The following is a 15,303-nucleotide window of genomic DNA, read 5'->3' on the forward strand; positions in this document are numbered from 1 at the left end:
GTGTAAGCAGAGTTAATGCATCAATCCAGAATATCTAAATTTAGAAGCTTGCTGCCATTGGAAAATCGGACCCATTGACGATCCGGGGTGCCATCTGAGTCCCCGACTGTCGTGCAGATATCATCGCCGTTGACCATAAGATTGGCCGTTGCGGTTTCCTTGCATGCGAATGGCGGTGGCTGGGGTCTGGCTTTGGCAAAACCGAGTGATTGCAAGAGCAATCTGATGCTGCGCTCCGGTCGCCCCGATTTCAGGCTGACATGCTGCCGGATCAGACCATGAGCTCGCTGATGGTGCGGTTTGTCTCCATGGAAAGCAGTCCCCATTTGTCCACCTGCACGCCCATGGCCTGCTGCATGGTCAGGCCGATGCGGGCGATCGAATCGCCCTTGCCGTCGAGGTGGAAGCCGGTGCGTATCCTGCCACCGGCATTGCCCGCGACCATCGCGGGAATACCCTCGACCGCATGGGCCTTGGCGATCGAACAGTCCGAGTGGGCGAGGATCAGGCAATTGTCGAGCAACGTGCCGTCGCCTTCCGGTATCTTCGAGATTTCATCGAGAAATTCTTTCCAGGCGACCATGCTCTGGGTGGCGAAATAGGCGCATTGCTTCTGATAGCCCAGGGCGGGATCGTCCTTTTCCTCGTGGGTCAGCGTATGGTGGGTGGTGGTTTCGCCCTTGCGGCGCAAATTGGACGCCGTATCGGACAGCAGGACGTTGAACACCCTGGTCTGGTTAGTCTGCAGGGCCTTGGCAAGCAGTTCGGCCATCAGCCGATGATTGGCCATGACCGTTTCCATGTCTTCGCCCTCGACATCGGCACCCGGATTCGCAGGTCTGGCAAAGTCTTTCACCGGAGCGGGGGGCTGCAGCTGCAAGTCCAGCTGCTGCTCGATCTGGCGGATGGAGGTAAAATATTCCTCGAGCCTGTGCCGGTCTTTTGCGCCGACATTGGCCATCAGCTTCTGCCGGTCGTCCTTGATCACCGAAAGCACGCTGCGCCGCGCCATCACCCGTGCATCCGGCTCGAAGCTCATGGCATTGGGATCCTGGAAGGCCTCGCCGAACAGGCGGCGATAGAGAGCGAGCGACGAGGTTTCGCTGGGATTGGGCGAGTTGGCGGCGCGGTAGGAATAGGACCGCTGGACGCCGGAAGCGCTAAGCTCGAGCGAACGAAAGCGGGTGCCCGCGGCAATTTTCTGGCCGATCAGCACATCGAGAGTCGGGGCCTGGACATTTTCATTGGGCACGGGGATGCCGGTGCGCAGGCCGAGACAGCCGGTGATATGCGGCTTATTGGGAACGCCGTCGAGCTTGACATCGAAACCGCTGAGGATGGCGAGCTGGTCGCGATAGGGTTCGAGCGGTGCGAGATCTTCGGGCATCAGATATTCGCTGCCGGTTGCCCCGGGTATCCATTTTTGCGGGATGAAGCCGCATCCCCAGATCCATGTGCCAAAACGGACCGGTATGCGTTCGCCGGTGGCAGCCAGAGCCTCGCCGTTGCTGTCGAGGAACATGTCGAGCAGCGGCAGCCCGACACCGATGCCAGCGCCTGCTATCGTGCCGCGCAAAACCGATCTGCGTGAGAATTTGGTCATGATGCCTCTCCGTTCTGGCCTGTGGGTTTTTTCGTCTTCCCGCTCTTGGTCTTCATCGTCATGTTTTGGGGCTGCGCAGGTGCACGCCGGGCACGGGTGATGGCGAAGAAATTCTCGCTCATCGCAATTTCCCGCATCAGCGCGGGTACGCGATAACCATTGTCCTCGAACGCAGCGATCAGCCAGTCGAGATAATAGCGCTCGTCCCAGGTGATGTCGCGGCCCACCGCATTATTGTACAGCCGCTCGACCACACAGCGCGGTGTTTCGGGATGATCGCGCAACGCCTCGGCGAGGCCGTCTGTTGTATCAAACGCGGTACCGTCCAGCGAACCGGTCGTATCAATTGGGGCGCCATTTTCCGAAGTGCGAAATATACCGATGCCGTCGTAGTTTTCCATGGTCAGCCCCAGCGGATCCATCACCTTGTGACAGCCCGCACAGCTGGGTTCGGTGGAATGCATTTTCAGCCGGTCGCGCGCGGTTACCATCTTGGCATTGGTATTTTCCTCGACCGCCGCAAAATTCACATTGGCTGGCGGGTCGGGCACATTCTGGCAGAGGAACACCTGCCGCACGCCATAACCCCTGAGCGTCGGCGATGATCGGCCCGGATGCGAGTGCAGTGCCAGAAACGAAATATGGGACTGAATGCCGGCACGATTGGCGTCCTTGTCGAAAGTGACCTGCTCCCAATCCCCGCGGGTCGGCACCGGCGCCCGGTAAATGACGCCGAGATTGCGGGTCAGATAGGTTTGCCTTGTGGTGAACAGATCACGATAGTCGCCTTCCTTCTCGAGCAGATGATCGACGATTGTCTTGAGTGTCTGTTCCTGTGCCTCACCAGCAACATCGCTGTTGTAGGCGGGAAAAATGGCGCTATCCTTGGACAATTCCCCGAAACGGTCAAATTGCAGCATGTCGGTAAAAAAGGCGCGCACGGCCCGTTCGAATCCGGGAGAGGCCATAAGCCGGTCAACTTGCCGTCCCAAACCCCGGTCATTGTCCAGATCGCCTTCTCTGGCAGCCCGCAGTAGCTCGGCATCGGGTGAGCTGTTGGTCAGGAAAAAGCTGAGGCGCGTTGCCTTGGAATATGCGTCCAGTTCATCCACAGCACCGTTCTGGCCCGGCTGTATCGTTTCTATACGGAACAGAAAATCGGGTGCGACCAGCATCGTGTACAGGCTGAGCCCGAGCCCTTCGTAAAAATCGCCAAGCCGGTCATAGGATTGCCTGGCCAGGCCGACATATTTTGCCAGTTCCTCCGGTCGGAGTGGACGGCGGAATAGCATCTCGCCCTTGCCGGCAAGAAAGCTGCGGGCGCATTTTTCGTCAAAGTCCGCAGCTTTGGCGGGGCCGCAATCGATAAATTCGGCGCGCCTTTTCTTGCCCAGTACCGCCGCGACAATGCCCTGCGCCGCCGCTTCATATTGTTCGACGGCAAAGGCAGAAATTCCAGCCCTGCCGGTACCGATCGCAATCAGGCCCTGTTCGCGCACGGGCTTTTCGAATCGGGCATTGATCGGAATATCACTCGCAAATATGTCGGCGACGCTCGCTCGATATTGTTCCTCGGTCAGGCGGCGGAGCATGGGGGGACCGCCAACCGGGTCGGGTTCACCCGAATCACCAATCAGCAGAAGCGCAAAGCCGACCAATATTGCCAGCAGGACTGCGGGAACGAGCCATGTTCTCGACGGTCCATCGAAATAGGGAAGGTCAAGGCCAGGGAATTTCTTCAATCTATTCATCACGCACCAGCTTTTCGTTCGCGCTGCTCGTGTCGACATCCACCACAAATGCCGGTCGCGCCTCGAAGCGATATTGGGTAGAAATGGAAGTATATTTGCCGCTCTTTGTGTCGGGATGGCCGTCGGCCAGTCGATGGAGCGCCTGATAGACGCCCTGGCACGTATATCCCAGAACACGGGCCGCGCCGTTGGATGACTGCAGTCTCAATCCGGCAGGGGCGGGATTGCCATTGCCATCCGTTCCGTCGCGAAACCCGAAATGCAGATCATACATGGCGTCGACCGGCGTATATCCCGCCAATATGCCTTTCAGCAGGCCCTCCTTCGAAAGCGTCGCCCTGATTCGCGCATCGCGCAGCGGACGTTTCAGGCGGATGCTGTTGGTGACGTGCCGGAACTGCACGTCAACCGGTTCCGTGGTGAGCACGCCGTCCTTGATCCTGCCCGTGGTTGTCGCCCGATAGGCCGGGTCCTGATCCATCGCATAAGTGGCATATTCCAGCGGCTCGCGCGTCGGACTGAGCTGAATGGGATCGGCGTTGGCGTAAATCCCGACCCTGACCATATCATCATTGCGCAAGTCGTCGACATCTTCCAGCGTCACCACCATGCCCCAGGCACCGGTAAGCATCTCGATCTCAAACTGGTTGGACGGACCGTCCGGTCGATAGGAGGGGCTGCAACCGACGGCGCGGAAAAACTGATTGTCGATGCCCTTGACCCCGTTTTTTCCGTTAAAGTCCAGCAAGCCGGCGGACGCATCCTTTTTCGAACGCGAAACCTTTCCGTCGAGATCAATGCCGGCGACCAGAATGTCGGGATTGTCAAAAGTCCGGAAATGGGAGTCCGGCGGGGCAAGTTCGGGATGGACGCAATAGTTGCGGCCGTCAGGGCTGGCAGAAATGGCTCTGCCGCCGGCTTCCTTGCGCTCGCCATAGGCTTCATCGGTTTCCCCCGGACGGCGCTGTCCTTCGGCCGACAGGGCGAAAATTTCGGCGACATTTTTCGACAGGCCATTGGGACAGGCCTCGCTGTCGCTGGCATCATTGCCATGTGCCCAGCCGAACGATGTGAAGACGAAACCGGCTTTGTCGCCGATCAGAAAACTGCCGGCTGGTGCGGTGGCTGTTTCATTGTCCGAGACGGCAAAAGCGAAGCCCGCGACAATCAGCGCAGCGGTTCCGCCAATCGCCAGGATCTTTTGATATCCCGGAATTTTCCCCAACATCAACCTCTCCCACTTGCCTGGCCGGTTGCACGGCTAAAGGCATGATCGTCCCGGACATTCGATTCGCCCGGTTTAAAACTTTCACCCCTGTTACTAACAGGGTTGCAAGAAACAGCAAGCCGTAATAGTAAAGGTGCGAACAAGGTCTGACAGGGACCTCCCATTGCTATAGTTGCGAGAGTGTCCATGCCGCGTCCCCTTTCTGCCACCGATGATGACATAATGGAGGCCGCGCAGAAGGTTCTGGCGCTGCGCGGGTCAAACGGGTTCAGCGTTTCCGAAGTGGCGCGCGAACTTTCGCTTTCCAGAACTGCAATAACCTTGCGTTTCAAAAGTGCGCAAAATCTGAAGCAGCAGGTGCTTCGTCGCAATGCCGAGCTGTTCAAGGGGAAGCTCGGCAATCTGAAGCTGGAAAAAGGTGCCGCGGGGCTGATCGAAATTGCCGAACTCATTGGCGGCATGACCAACGGGCGACAGAATTTCTCCGACTATATGGCCCGATATGCTTCCAACGTGAATGATCCGGATGCGATGGAAATCGAGCAGCAGCGCGGCCAGATATTGCGGGAAGCCATTCTTGCGGTCATGCCCGAAACGACGCTCCCGCCGGAAGACGCTGCCGATGCATTCATGGCGCATCTCACCGGGTCGCTGATGAACTGGCAGGGGAGATCCACTATCTCCGCGAGCAGCTTTTTGCGGGAACGGACGATAAAATGGCTGCGCCTTGTCGGCATATCCGGTGAGCAAATCGGGATCACAAAATGACAGGCCAGGGAACGGGAATGCAAGAGCCGGCAAAAGGCCGTCGCCGGAATCGCCTAGGCTGGATTGCCCTGCTTCTCCTCCTCGCGGGCGGCGGGGTTGCCGCTTTTCTGTTCCGGCCAACACCCCAGGCCCCTGCGCCCGAACTGGCCAGCCTGGACGCGACGGTGGACAAGGGGCGCTATCTGGCAAAAATCGGCAATTGCGCAGCGTGCCACACGGCAGCCGGCGATGCCCCTTATGCCGGTGGCCACCAGTTCCAGACCCCTTTTGGCAAACTCTATTCCACCAATATCACATCCGATGCACAGCATGGCATTGGTGGCTGGAGCTTCGCGCAATTTTACAATGCCATGAAATATGGTGAAAGGGCCGACGGCGATCATCTCTACCCGGCCTTTCCCTATTCATCCTTCGCCAGGATGAGTGACGCCGATATCGCGTCTATCTATCTTTACATGAAGACGGTGAAAGCCTCTCCCAGACCCAATCAAGACAATGCTCTCGACTTTCCTTTCAACAACCGTTTCCTGCTCTATTTCTGGAAAAAACTGTTCCACGACAGCGCCGTCCATACCGCCGATCCGCAAAAATCACCGGCATGGAACCGGGGGAAATATCTGGTCGAGGGCGTCGCCCACTGCGGCGCCTGTCACACGCCGCGCAATTTCATGGGGGCGACGAAATCACACCGGGCGCTGGAAGGCGGCGCCTATGTCGACAAGGTCGCGAGCGGCGAACACAAGCTCTGGGCCGCACCGGATATCACGCCCGGCCCCCATGGTCTGGCTGCCTGGAACGAGAAGGACATTGTCAACTATCTCACGACCGGCAAAAACAGGCATGCCATTGTCCATGGCCCGATGAATGGCGTTGTTGCATCGACCGCCGGCCTCGAACCGGACGATGCCGCGGCCATTGCAGAATATCTGAAAGGAAAATCGCCCGGTGCTCGCCGGATTGACTGGCCATCCTTCGGCGGTCGCGCTGCCAGGGGCGAGATTGTCTATACCGTTCACTGCGGCACCTGCCATCTGCCCGATGGCGAGGGTGACAAGATACTTGGCGTCTCGCTGGCTGGCAATGCGCTGGTGCAGGCTGCAGAACCCGCATCACTGATCAACGTCATTCTCTATGGACCGGATCTGCCTCCGCCGCCGTTCGATTCAAACCGCACGGTGATGAAGCCCTTTGGCAAGCGCCTGTCGGATGAGGATATCGCGGCGCTGGCCACCTATTTGCGCGGCAGTTTCGGCAATATCGCCAGCGCTGTTTCTCCCGATCAGGTCAGGCAGCAGAGATAGGCATATTGGTCGAAGGCGGGTTCGAAGCTCCGCATCGCCGAAACGGATTGCAGCGGCGGCTGACAATGCTGGATGCTCAGCTTTTATGGCAATGGTCGTTGAGCCTCTTGTGATCGGCCGCGCACAATCAATATTTGATATCAAATACAATCTGTGATTAATCTCACTGTGAAGGGGCGTGGATGAAACTGGGGCCTTCCAGAGTGGACGAAACCGCGGCTGATCGCTTTCGGGCGTTTGTCAGTTACAGCCATGCTGACGCCCGGATCGCCCGCAAATTGCACCGGAAAATCGAAGCCTATCGTCTGCCGGCTCGCGTCAGGTCAGGCGGCGACGGCGCCGCAAATGATCGGACCGACGGACGGCTGGGCAGGATTTTCCGGGATCGCGAGGACTTGTCAGCAGCGCAGGATTTGTCCGAGGCGGTAAAAGCGGCCTTGTCGACATCGCAGGCGCTGATCGTGCTCTGTTCGCCCGACGCCCGGACATCGCCCTGGGTCGGACAGGAAATCTCCCTATTCCGGGCGCTCCATCCCGATCGCCCGATTCTGGCCGCGCTTGTTCGCGGAGAGCCGGAAGAATCCTTTCCCGATCTTCTGTTGCAGGATGGTGCGGAGCCGCTGGCGGCGGACCTGCGCAAGGAGGGTGATGGCTGGCGGCTGGGTTTTCTGAAGATTGTTGCGGGCATTGCCGGTGTCCCGCTCGACGCGCTGGTCCAGCGCGATGCTGCCCGCCGTGTCCGTCGCGTGATGGCGGTCACGGGTGGCGCGCTGGTCGCGCTGCTAGCAATGATCGGGATGACAATATTTGCAATCCAGTCGCGCAACGAAGCGCAGCACCAGCAGGCCGAGGCCGAAGGGCTGGTGGAATATATGCTGACCGATTTGCGCGCAGAGTTAAAGGGTGTCGGTCGGCTCGATGTGATGACTGATGTCAACGAGCGCGCGATGGATTATTATGAAGATCAGGGCGACCTGACCGACATGCCCGCCGAAAGCCTGGAGCGGCGCGCGCGAATATTGCACGCAATGGGCGAGGATGACGAGAAGCGCGGCGATCTGGGCAAGGCGCTCGCGAAATTTACGCAAGCGCATCGGGTGACGGAGGCTTTGCTGGCGCGGGATCCGAATAATCCGGACCGGATTTTTGCTCATGCGCAGAGTGAATATTGGGTCGGCAGAGTCTATGAGCTACGCAGCCAGTGGAAATCGGCATTTCCGAGATATAGTGCTTATGCGAATGCAGCGGAAAAATTGATCGCCATAGATTCTGACAATCCCGATTTCTTGATGGAAAGAGGCTGGAGCTATTTAAATCTTGGCATTCTGGAATTCCAATCCCGATCGGGCAACAATCATGGGCGGCGCAATTTTGAACAAGCGATAGCCTGGATGGCAAGGGCGGCAGATAAAAAACCAAATGATTCCGAAATTTTGAAGGAGATCGGGAATGCCTATGCCTGGCTCGCCGATGGATATTTTCTGAAGGATGATTTGAATCGCTATTTGACCGCTCGACAGAAAGAACTGGAAACGAAAGAGCACTGGTTGGCTGTCGATAGCAAAAGCACTGCGGCTCAGTACGCCGTGGCAAAAGCCAAGTTTGCGATAGCCATAGGCCGCCGAAAACTCGGCAATGAAGGAGAAGCGAGGCAGCTTCTAAATGACGCGAATAATATTCTGTCAAAGCTCGTAGCCGTCGATCCGGCCAACAAGGATTGGGCTGAAATGGCGAGGAAGATTGAATATCATCAAACAAGAAACAGGGAGATTGAGCTGTGACAAGTTTACCATTGAAAGCCGTTTTTTCGTGGGAAGAATATAAAGCCGCAAAAAAGGATAAAAGCGGACAACCCACGTTGCTCAATCCCCCCACAGACGTCATGGATCCAAAACTCGGGCAAGCCGATTTCAAGGAGCGCCCTGCTTATGTATATCTCTACCGGATTGTATTTGGCGGAGATGGTCAATGGGGTGTCGAGCATATGTTGCACTATGAAGGATCGCAGTCAGTAAAGCCTGAAGACCGACCCCGCATAAATCATGGAGATGTCCCCAATATCGTTCAAGGATTGCTTGATCGAACCTTGCCTTCCCGTAATCCGTCAAATGATCTGGGAGCAAATTTTAAGCATGAAGGCAAACATTGGAATCGACTATGCTATCTTGCTTTTGTCATCGATCATCCAAACTGGTCATTTTGTGATTTGGACAGTAGTCCCCAACTCCCGCCCGCTGTTTTTCGCAGATATATCGGGAACAAGCCGACGGGGAAGAATATGAGTTTTTTTGATGGAGCAGTTGTCCCCATTTTGGTTGGCGGCGAGGAACGCAAACTTTTTTACTGCATCAATCATTTTCGAAATAAAGACGGGAAATGGCCACCAATGCCGGACCGCCCTCACTTCAAAGAATCCTTCAAATATGATCTCTACACAAAATTTGATTTCGGCTCCGGCAATCCAGCCATTCTTATCTTCGACCCAGGCGGAGACAATAAAGGGCCGCCAGTTCCACCGCCGGATCTTCCGTAAGCATCATTGGCTTTGACCTCGCTCCCTCAAATCCTCTCTCTCGCCCGTGCCGGCAATCCGGTGCGGGCATGGGCTTTGTTCCGCTCTTCCGGCTGGGATGAACGGACCGATGATCCGAAGGCGCTCACGCTAAAAGGCCGCCTGCTCAAAGATCAGGCAAAGGCATCCGTGGGGGCTGACCGGGCCCGGCTCTATGGAGAGGCGGCAGAGGCCTATGCAGCCGCCGCCGGACTCGAGCGCGCCTCCTATCCGCTTATCAATGCTGCGACATTGGCTTTGCTTGGCGGAAAACGCGATCGCTCGATGCAATTGGCGCGTGATGTAGTGGATATGCTCGAGGCCGATCCGGAAGAAGCGGAGACGGTCTATTGGCGCGCCGCCACGCGGGCGGAGGCCTTGCTGCTGCTCGGCGATGAAACCGGTGCCCGCGCGGCGCTGGCCGAGGGAATATCGAAACTGCCTTATGCCTGGGAAGATCATGCCGCGACCATCGGCCAGTTTGAACTGATCCTTGCAGAGCAGGGCAAGGACGACGCGTGGCTTGATCGGCACCGTCCGCCACCCAGCCTCTATTTCAGCGGCATCATCGGGCTGGATGAAACCGATCCCAACATTGTCCGTGACATTGACGCGATCATCGGGCGGGAAAAGCCGGGTTTTGGCTTTGGCGCGCTGGCGGCCGGAGCGGATATCCTGATTGCCGAGGCGCTGCACAAGGCGGGTGCGGAACTTCATATCACCTTGCCTTATCCGGTGGATCGCTTTCGCGCATTGTCGGTCGCGCCTTTTGGCGATCATTGGCTCGCCCGCTTTGATGCGCTGGTCGAGGCGGCGGTCAGGCTGGATGTGCTGACCGAATTGCCCGATGAGCAAGAGCGGTCGCTTGCGGTCGCCGTGGAGCTGGCCGATCTGGTTGCCATGGGCCAGTGCGTCCGCAATGCCGGAGTGTTGAAGAGCCGGCCCAAGGCGCTCACGATCACCGGCAGGGGCGATGAACCGCGCCACCAGCATCTGGTCTGGGCCGATACCGACCATGATCAACAGGCCATATCCGTTGCCCGCAAGGTGGATCATCGCTCGATCAACGAGCGTACCAGCGCAGAGACCAAGGCGATTGCCGCGATCCTCTGGGTGGACAATCTGGACCAGGATGCGCTGTCGAAGCTTCCTGATGGCGCTCGCGCTTTTCAGCCTGCTGGCGACGCCCATTATAGAATTTCAACCGATCTGGCGGAACTGATATCGACCAGCCAGTCGTTGTTGCAGCATGATGCGGACAGCCGGATCAGCTTGCTCATCGATATCTTGGACCCAAATCAGCCCGCAGCCTCCTTGCTGGAACAGGCCAGCGATATGGCGCGTGCGTCAAACGGGGGAGCGGTGCTGACCGATTGTAAATCCGCCATGGTGCTGATGCTGCAATCCGGCGAGCAGGCGATTGAGGAAATAGGCGAATTGCAAACCGCTTATGGTCCGCTTCCCTTGTGGTCACTTGCCTAAGCGACGCGGTTCAGACGACCAGTTCTTCGAGCAAGCTTTTTGATATGATTTCGAGCTGCTCGTCATCGCGCCGGATAATCCCGCGCCGTTCCAGTGCATTGATTGCCCGCGATCCGGTTTCGCGCGTGGTCTGGGCGGTCAGTGCCAGCGCGGCAATCACCGGCGGTGGCGATATTCTGCCGTCATCCCCCGCTTCGTGGAGCAATTCGGCATAGATGCGACCATTGGCGGTCAGGGTTATGCGCGCCGCCATCCGGTCGAGCACCGCATTATATTGCCGGCCCAATATTTTCGACAGACCGCTACCGATCCGGGCCTCTTCCTGCAGCAGGGCGGTCATTTTCGCGGTCGTTATTTCGAGGACCGACAGCCGGTTCTGCACGACGACATCGGAAATCACGAGCCGCTCGTGCGGGAAAGCGCCGAATAATTCACCGGGGCCGTGCGCGGCGAGCAATTTGGTCTGGCCATCGATGCCGATGATCTGCAGCTGGGCCCGTCCTTCCAGAACGAGCCATAATTTGGCCCCCACATCACCCTGATGGGCCAATATATCTTTGTGATGATAGGTGACGAACGCCATGGCATCGCTGAGCTTTCCGGCTTCGGCCGGGGAACAGGCAAAAAAGGATTCAAGAGCGGCGAGGCGATCAGCAATGTCCATTCCAATCCGTTCCCCCAATATTATTGCCCACCAGCGGACATTAGTATCCGATCCCTGGGATGAACAGATTAGTTTTTAAAGCATGGCGGACGCAAGGCGGAATGGTGATAATTTTCAAGCGGGCTAGCTTTGCTTGTCGGTCAGTCTCGCTTTCGTTCAGCCACGACGGGTCCTCGTGCCGCTAATAACATAATAGCGCAAAATCGATCGGTCATAGGCCCATTTCAGAAACCGGCTGGTGACCGTATATTTGACCAGCGCTGTCCAGCCCAGCTTTGTGCGGCCGCGCTCGGCAGGCTGTTTATGTCGAAGCGCTTGAATATAGGCCGCGAAGGCGGGCATCACCTGTTCGCTGATATCCAGAATATGGATTTCACCAAAGCCGGCTTCCCGCAGCTGCCGTCGATATCGGTCCTGGCGCACGATATTGGCCTCCGCGATATGAGCGCGCTTCAGCATCCAGCGCAGCAGCCGATGGGCAAGGGGCCCCATCTGGGGGTGATCCGATAGCATGAAATCAGTCAGTGCCAACCGACCGGCCGGAACCAGATGCTGTTGGGCCGTTGCGAAAAACGCGGCACGATCCGGAAAATGATAGGCGCAATCCAGCGCAAGAATATGGCTGGGATGGTTGGTGCCCAATGTCGCGGACCAGATATCGGGGTCGTTGATGTCGCCTTCTACGATCGTGGTGGCGGCTCCGGGGAAACCTGCTTCGGTCAATTTTTCCCTGGCATGGGCGGTCTGGCTGCGGGACAGGTTGGCCCCATGAACCTGTGCCACGCGGAAATGCTCCAGCCAGAGCAGCAACTGGTCGCCGCAACCAAAGCCGGCGTCGAAAATCACTGACTGGCGATCCAGCCCGGCCTGTTCGCCGAGCAACAATGCGAGGGCGCGACAAGCGTCCGAATAGTCGATCGCTGTTTTCCAATATCCGAGATTCCCCCAGGACTGGCCTTCCCGATTCAGCGCCAGTTCGGCAAGATTGTGGAATTCGGACATTGCTCAGCGCTCAGCAGCTGCGCCGACTTTCCAGGGGATCGCTGCCCCCAGCTGCTCCGCAACGGCGACCGAAGAATCTACCGCAGCCTCGAGCAGGGGAATTTTTTCCGCCATGTACGAGCCGCAAAGCCATAGTCTGTTGCCAGTCTGATTTTGGCTCTCGCGCAAGGCGATGACCGCCTGACGGCTATTCCGGGTGACCGTCGGCCGAGTGAAATTGACTCTGGCCAGTTCGCGATTGGGGGCAATCCTGCGTAGCGGGTTCCATGTCTGGAAGACGGTTTCCTGTCCCGACAGGCGCGCAATTGTCTTGGACAGGTCAACCGATACTTCGGCCCGCTTGCCGCCCCGAGGGACGTGATAGCTGACCGGCGAAATATCTTTTCCCGCTGCCGGGAGAATAGCCTGATCGGTGTGCACGCTCATGCTCGACGATTCGAAGGGGATGCGGTTGAGCAGCATTTTGCGATCGTCAAAGCCGGATATCATGGCAGCGGCTTGCTGTGCCTGGGCGGCGACCACAACCTGATCAAAGCGCTGCTCCCTGCCCTTGCTCGTTACTATCCGAAGCAGCTCTCCTTCCGGTTCAATAAGGGCAACCGGGCTCCCGGTCTGCAGGTCCACATCGGCCAACATCCGCGGGACAATATCATCCACCCCTTTGGCGGCACTCATGACCCCGATTTCATGGACGCCGCAGGTCAGATATTCCAGCATGAGGTCGGCTGGATAGTCGCGCACCGCCTGATAGTCGCAGGTGCAGGTCACCGACATTATCGGCAACAGAATAGTATCGACAAAGGCCTGGCCTGCATTCGATTGGTTCAGATATTCCCCGAAACTCAATGCAGCAAGGTCCGACCGGACGCTATCCTGCATTGCGCGGGCAAAAAATCGGCGACTCTGCAGGCCAATGATCCACGCTTTGGGACTGAGCATATTGAGTCCCTTTAGGTAGGAGAATTGCCCCGTGCCCCATTTGATGTTGCCATAATGAAGGATGATGCGGCCAGCCTCGTCAGCGAATATGCCGGCATGGTCGCTCGTCAATATCTCGACCCCGAGATGATCATAGAGCGCAAGCAGATTGTCATAATAGCCGTGGCAGAAAATGCGCAGCGGAATATCGATCCGGCGGGTAATGCCATTGCTGACATAATCAATGCTGTGCGCGCCCATTCCGGCGCGCGACTGGCTTTCAAAAACCGTAACCTGATATTTGTCCTTCAGCAAATAGGCCGCAGACAGACCGGCAATTCCAGTGCCGATGACGGCGAGCCTGGGCTTTTCTCGGTTGGTCGCGCCCAGGGCCATCAGGCGTAATAAGCCACGCTTTGCATCGCGGTTGCCATCAATTCGCGGCGGCTGTTCCAGATGCTCATATATTGGCTGCTCGCGCCATGATCGGCATGGTGCGTATGGGAATCGATGAGCCACCAGCCGTCTTCGGTTGCAAGGTCCTCCGCAATGATATTGATCTGCCAGTTCATCGAACTGACCATCGCGTTCTGGTCGAGCAGCCCCATGACCGAAGGCGGCAGACTGTCGCACATACAGAGGATTTCAGCCACGGGATCAAGGCCCGCGCGCTGTTTCAGCCGCATCCAGCGGGTCAGCCGGTTGGTCTTGGTGCTGGTGTCGATTCGTTTGCCGACATATTCCATGTTCGAAGTGAAAAACTGCGGCGGACCGCTGTGCAGATCTTTTGTGCCGGGGAGCGGAGGAAAATCCGGTGCGTCAATGTCGAATGTCTTCACTGCAGTGGCGCGGGGTGCGGCAAAAATGAAATTGCAGTGGAGCCCAAGGCCCTTGTCGCCAAAAATCTCCGACTGGACAAAAGCGGTATTCTTGCCGCGACGCAGCATCGCGGTTTCTGCTGTCAATGTTCCGAACAAGGGGCCGGTAAAGGCAATTTGTGCCGACCGCAGGGGGGGCAGATCATTCTCGATATGGCTCGCTGCATGATAGGCAAGCGCGCCGGACAGGCCTCCGAAAGCGGTGCGGCCCTGGGTCCAGCTTTGCGGCAGGGCAACCGGATGGTCCGGGCCACCGGGTCCACATTGATCAAGGAGTTCGGAAAGAGCGACAGGATGAGGATGTTTATTGGTCATCTCTTCCGCTTATCGGGCTAATCAGCTGAAATCCACTGGTAAGTTCGCGGTCAACATTTACATAAGCCACGATTTGATTTATACCTTTGTTGAGTTTTCAATCTCTTAGTGGAAGATATTGTGATGAGCTATACAAACACCCTGACTCGCGCCGATTTGGCCGATACGATGAACCGTCAGGTGGGCCTGTCACGTGCCGATAGTGCGGTCATGGTGGAGTCGATTCTCGATCATATGATTGCGGCTCTGGTGGATGGTGAAAATGTCAAGATTTCGGGGTTCGGAACCTTCGTGCTGCGCGACAAGGGCGAACGCACCGGACGCAATCCCAAGACCGGTATCGAAGTCCCGATAGCGCCGCGTCGGGTGCTGACATTCCGGGCCAGCCAAACGATGCGTGACAGGATTATTGCCGCAGGTTAATGGACCCGGCGAACCCGGAGAGTAGAGTATGAGCAAGGAACAAGGGGCCTTCCGGACCATAGGAGAGCTGTCGAAAGAGCTTAGCATCAAGCCTCATATATTGCGCTATTGGGAAGATCAGTTTGCGATGCTGACCCCGCTCAAACGCGCCGGGTCCCGACGCCATTATCGTCCCGAAGATGTGGTGATGGTCAAGACGATCAATCGACTGCTCAACGAAGAAGGCTATACGATCAAGGGCGCGCGCAAATTTCTGGCATCGCGTGGCAAGGGTCCGAAAATGGTCGAGGATGTCCCGCAACTGGCTACCGCTGGAGTGCCAATGGAAGCAAATGGTCGGGAAATTAACAATCTGATTCTGGCCGAGTTGAAAACGATCCGTGACCGGCTGTCGCATGCGCTTGATGACGCTTAGTCTT

At 57.3% G+C, this 15,303-nt stretch carries 14 protein-coding genes; 7 read left to right on the forward strand and 7 right to left on the reverse strand.

The window, feature by feature from the left end; all coding sequences use genetic code 11:
* Positions 1-271 precede the first annotated feature (271 nt).
* Genes ACN0WX_RS03995 through ACN0WX_RS04005 form a run of 3 tightly spaced genes read right to left on the reverse strand, consistent with a single transcriptional unit; the run spans position 272 to position 4,582 of the window.
* The gene (locus ACN0WX_RS03995) at positions 272-1,603 is read right to left on the reverse strand and encodes a DUF1552 domain-containing protein (protein ID WP_417620975.1); all 1,332 of its coding nucleotides are present in this window, start codon (positions 1,601-1,603) and stop codon (positions 272-274) included.
* Positions 1,600-3,354: a DUF1592 domain-containing protein gene (locus ACN0WX_RS04000; RefSeq protein ID WP_417620976.1), complete on the reverse strand. Its 1,755-nt coding sequence runs from the start codon at positions 3,352-3,354 to the stop codon at positions 1,600-1,602. The genes ACN0WX_RS03995 and ACN0WX_RS04000 overlap by 4 nt, the downstream gene beginning before the upstream one ends.
* A complete protein-coding gene (locus ACN0WX_RS04005) occupies positions 3,347-4,582 on the reverse strand; it encodes a hypothetical protein (protein WP_417620977.1) in 1,236 nt (411 codons plus the stop codon). Before ACN0WX_RS04005 ends, ACN0WX_RS04000 begins: the two co-directional genes overlap by 8 nt.
* A 186-nt stretch (positions 4,583-4,768) precedes the next feature.
* Between ACN0WX_RS04005 and ACN0WX_RS04010 the strand changes: the two genes are divergently transcribed.
* The 5 genes from ACN0WX_RS04010 to ACN0WX_RS04030 all read left to right on the forward strand — a co-directional run bounded on the left by ACN0WX_RS04010 (position 4,769) and on the right by ACN0WX_RS04030 (position 10,684).
* Positions 4,769-5,350 (forward strand): TetR/AcrR family transcriptional regulator, encoded by a 582-nt coding sequence (locus ACN0WX_RS04010; protein WP_417620978.1) that lies wholly within the window; start codon positions 4,769-4,771, stop codon positions 5,348-5,350.
* A gap of 17 nt (positions 5,351-5,367) precedes the next feature.
* A complete protein-coding gene (locus ACN0WX_RS04015; RefSeq protein ID WP_417620979.1) occupies positions 5,368-6,651 on the forward strand; it encodes a c-type cytochrome in 1,284 nt (427 codons plus the stop codon).
* A 182-nt stretch (positions 6,652-6,833) separates the two neighbouring features.
* Positions 6,834-8,432: a toll/interleukin-1 receptor domain-containing protein gene (locus tag ACN0WX_RS04020; RefSeq protein WP_417620980.1), complete on the forward strand. Its 1,599-nt coding sequence runs from the start codon at positions 6,834-6,836 to the stop codon at positions 8,430-8,432.
* Positions 8,429-9,184 (forward strand): hypothetical protein, encoded by a 756-nt coding sequence (locus tag ACN0WX_RS04025; protein WP_417620981.1) that lies wholly within the window; start codon positions 8,429-8,431, stop codon positions 9,182-9,184. The genes ACN0WX_RS04020 and ACN0WX_RS04025 overlap by 4 nt, the downstream gene beginning before the upstream one ends.
* 12 nt (positions 9,185-9,196) lie before the next feature.
* Complete coding sequence (locus tag ACN0WX_RS04030) at positions 9,197-10,684, forward strand: tetratricopeptide repeat-containing protein (protein WP_417620982.1); 1,488 nt, start codon at positions 9,197-9,199, stop codon at positions 10,682-10,684.
* A 10-nt stretch (positions 10,685-10,694) separates the two neighbouring features.
* Here ACN0WX_RS04030 and ACN0WX_RS04035 read toward each other — a convergent pair whose 3' ends face one another.
* The 4 genes from ACN0WX_RS04035 to ACN0WX_RS04050 form a co-directional block, all read right to left on the reverse strand.
* Entirely contained in the window at positions 10,695-11,348 is a 654-nt protein-coding gene (locus tag ACN0WX_RS04035) for a Crp/Fnr family transcriptional regulator (RefSeq protein ID WP_417620983.1), read from the reverse strand.
* Positions 11,349-11,504: 156 nt separating this feature from the next.
* Positions 11,505-12,350: an SAM-dependent methyltransferase gene (locus ACN0WX_RS04040; RefSeq protein ID WP_417620984.1), complete on the reverse strand. Its 846-nt coding sequence runs from the start codon at positions 12,348-12,350 to the stop codon at positions 11,505-11,507.
* 3 nt (positions 12,351-12,353) lie between these two features.
* Positions 12,354-13,664: an FAD-dependent oxidoreductase gene (locus tag ACN0WX_RS04045; protein WP_417620985.1), complete on the reverse strand. Its 1,311-nt coding sequence runs from the start codon at positions 13,662-13,664 to the stop codon at positions 12,354-12,356.
* Entirely contained in the window at positions 13,664-14,461 is a 798-nt protein-coding gene (locus tag ACN0WX_RS04050) for a thioesterase family protein (protein WP_417620986.1), read from the reverse strand. Before ACN0WX_RS04050 ends, ACN0WX_RS04045 begins: the two co-directional genes overlap by 1 nt.
* A 123-nt stretch (positions 14,462-14,584) precedes the next feature.
* Here ACN0WX_RS04050 and ACN0WX_RS04055 point away from each other — a divergent pair, with 123 nt between their 5' ends.
* Complete coding sequence (locus ACN0WX_RS04055) at positions 14,585-14,884, forward strand: integration host factor subunit alpha (protein ID WP_417620987.1); 300 nt, start codon at positions 14,585-14,587, stop codon at positions 14,882-14,884.
* A 28-nt stretch (positions 14,885-14,912) separates the two neighbouring features.
* Positions 14,913-15,299, forward strand: a complete 387-nt coding sequence (locus ACN0WX_RS04060; RefSeq protein ID WP_417620988.1) for a MerR family transcriptional regulator — start codon at positions 14,913-14,915, stop codon at positions 15,297-15,299.
* Positions 15,300-15,303 lie beyond the last annotated feature (4 nt).

Source organism: Parasphingorhabdus sp., from assembly GCF_048269915.1.
In the GTDB taxonomy this organism is placed as follows: domain Bacteria; phylum Pseudomonadota; class Alphaproteobacteria; order Sphingomonadales; family Sphingomonadaceae; genus Parasphingorhabdus.

What these genes read in the sequence shown, in the direction of transcription:
- ACN0WX_RS03995 (WP_417620975.1), bottom strand. Translation starts at nt 1,603, where the DNA reads ATGACCAAATTCTCACGCAGATCGGTTTTGCGCGGCACGATAGCAGGC.
- ACN0WX_RS04000 (WP_417620976.1), bottom strand. Translation starts at nt 3,354, where the DNA reads ATGAATAGATTGAAGAAATTCCCTGGCCTTGACCTTCCCTATTTCGAT.
- ACN0WX_RS04005 (WP_417620977.1), bottom strand. Translation starts at nt 4,582, where the DNA reads ATGTTGGGGAAAATTCCGGGATATCAAAAGATCCTGGCGATTGGCGGA.
- ACN0WX_RS04010 (WP_417620978.1), top strand. Translation starts at nt 4,769, where the DNA reads ATGCCGCGTCCCCTTTCTGCCACCGATGATGACATAATGGAGGCCGCG.
- ACN0WX_RS04015 (WP_417620979.1), top strand. Translation starts at nt 5,368, where the DNA reads ATGCAAGAGCCGGCAAAAGGCCGTCGCCGGAATCGCCTAGGCTGGATT.
- ACN0WX_RS04020 (WP_417620980.1), top strand. Translation starts at nt 6,834, where the DNA reads ATGAAACTGGGGCCTTCCAGAGTGGACGAAACCGCGGCTGATCGCTTT.
- ACN0WX_RS04035 (WP_417620983.1), bottom strand. Translation starts at nt 11,348, where the DNA reads ATGGACATTGCTGATCGCCTCGCCGCTCTTGAATCCTTTTTTGCCTGT.
- ACN0WX_RS04040 (WP_417620984.1), bottom strand. Translation starts at nt 12,350, where the DNA reads ATGTCCGAATTCCACAATCTTGCCGAACTGGCGCTGAATCGGGAAGGC.
- ACN0WX_RS04045 (WP_417620985.1), bottom strand. Translation starts at nt 13,664, where the DNA reads ATGGCCCTGGGCGCGACCAACCGAGAAAAGCCCAGGCTCGCCGTCATC.
- ACN0WX_RS04050 (WP_417620986.1), bottom strand. Translation starts at nt 14,461, where the DNA reads ATGACCAATAAACATCCTCATCCTGTCGCTCTTTCCGAACTCCTTGAT.
- ACN0WX_RS04055 (WP_417620987.1), top strand. Translation starts at nt 14,585, where the DNA reads ATGAGCTATACAAACACCCTGACTCGCGCCGATTTGGCCGATACGATG.
- ACN0WX_RS04060 (WP_417620988.1), top strand. Translation starts at nt 14,913, where the DNA reads ATGAGCAAGGAACAAGGGGCCTTCCGGACCATAGGAGAGCTGTCGAAA.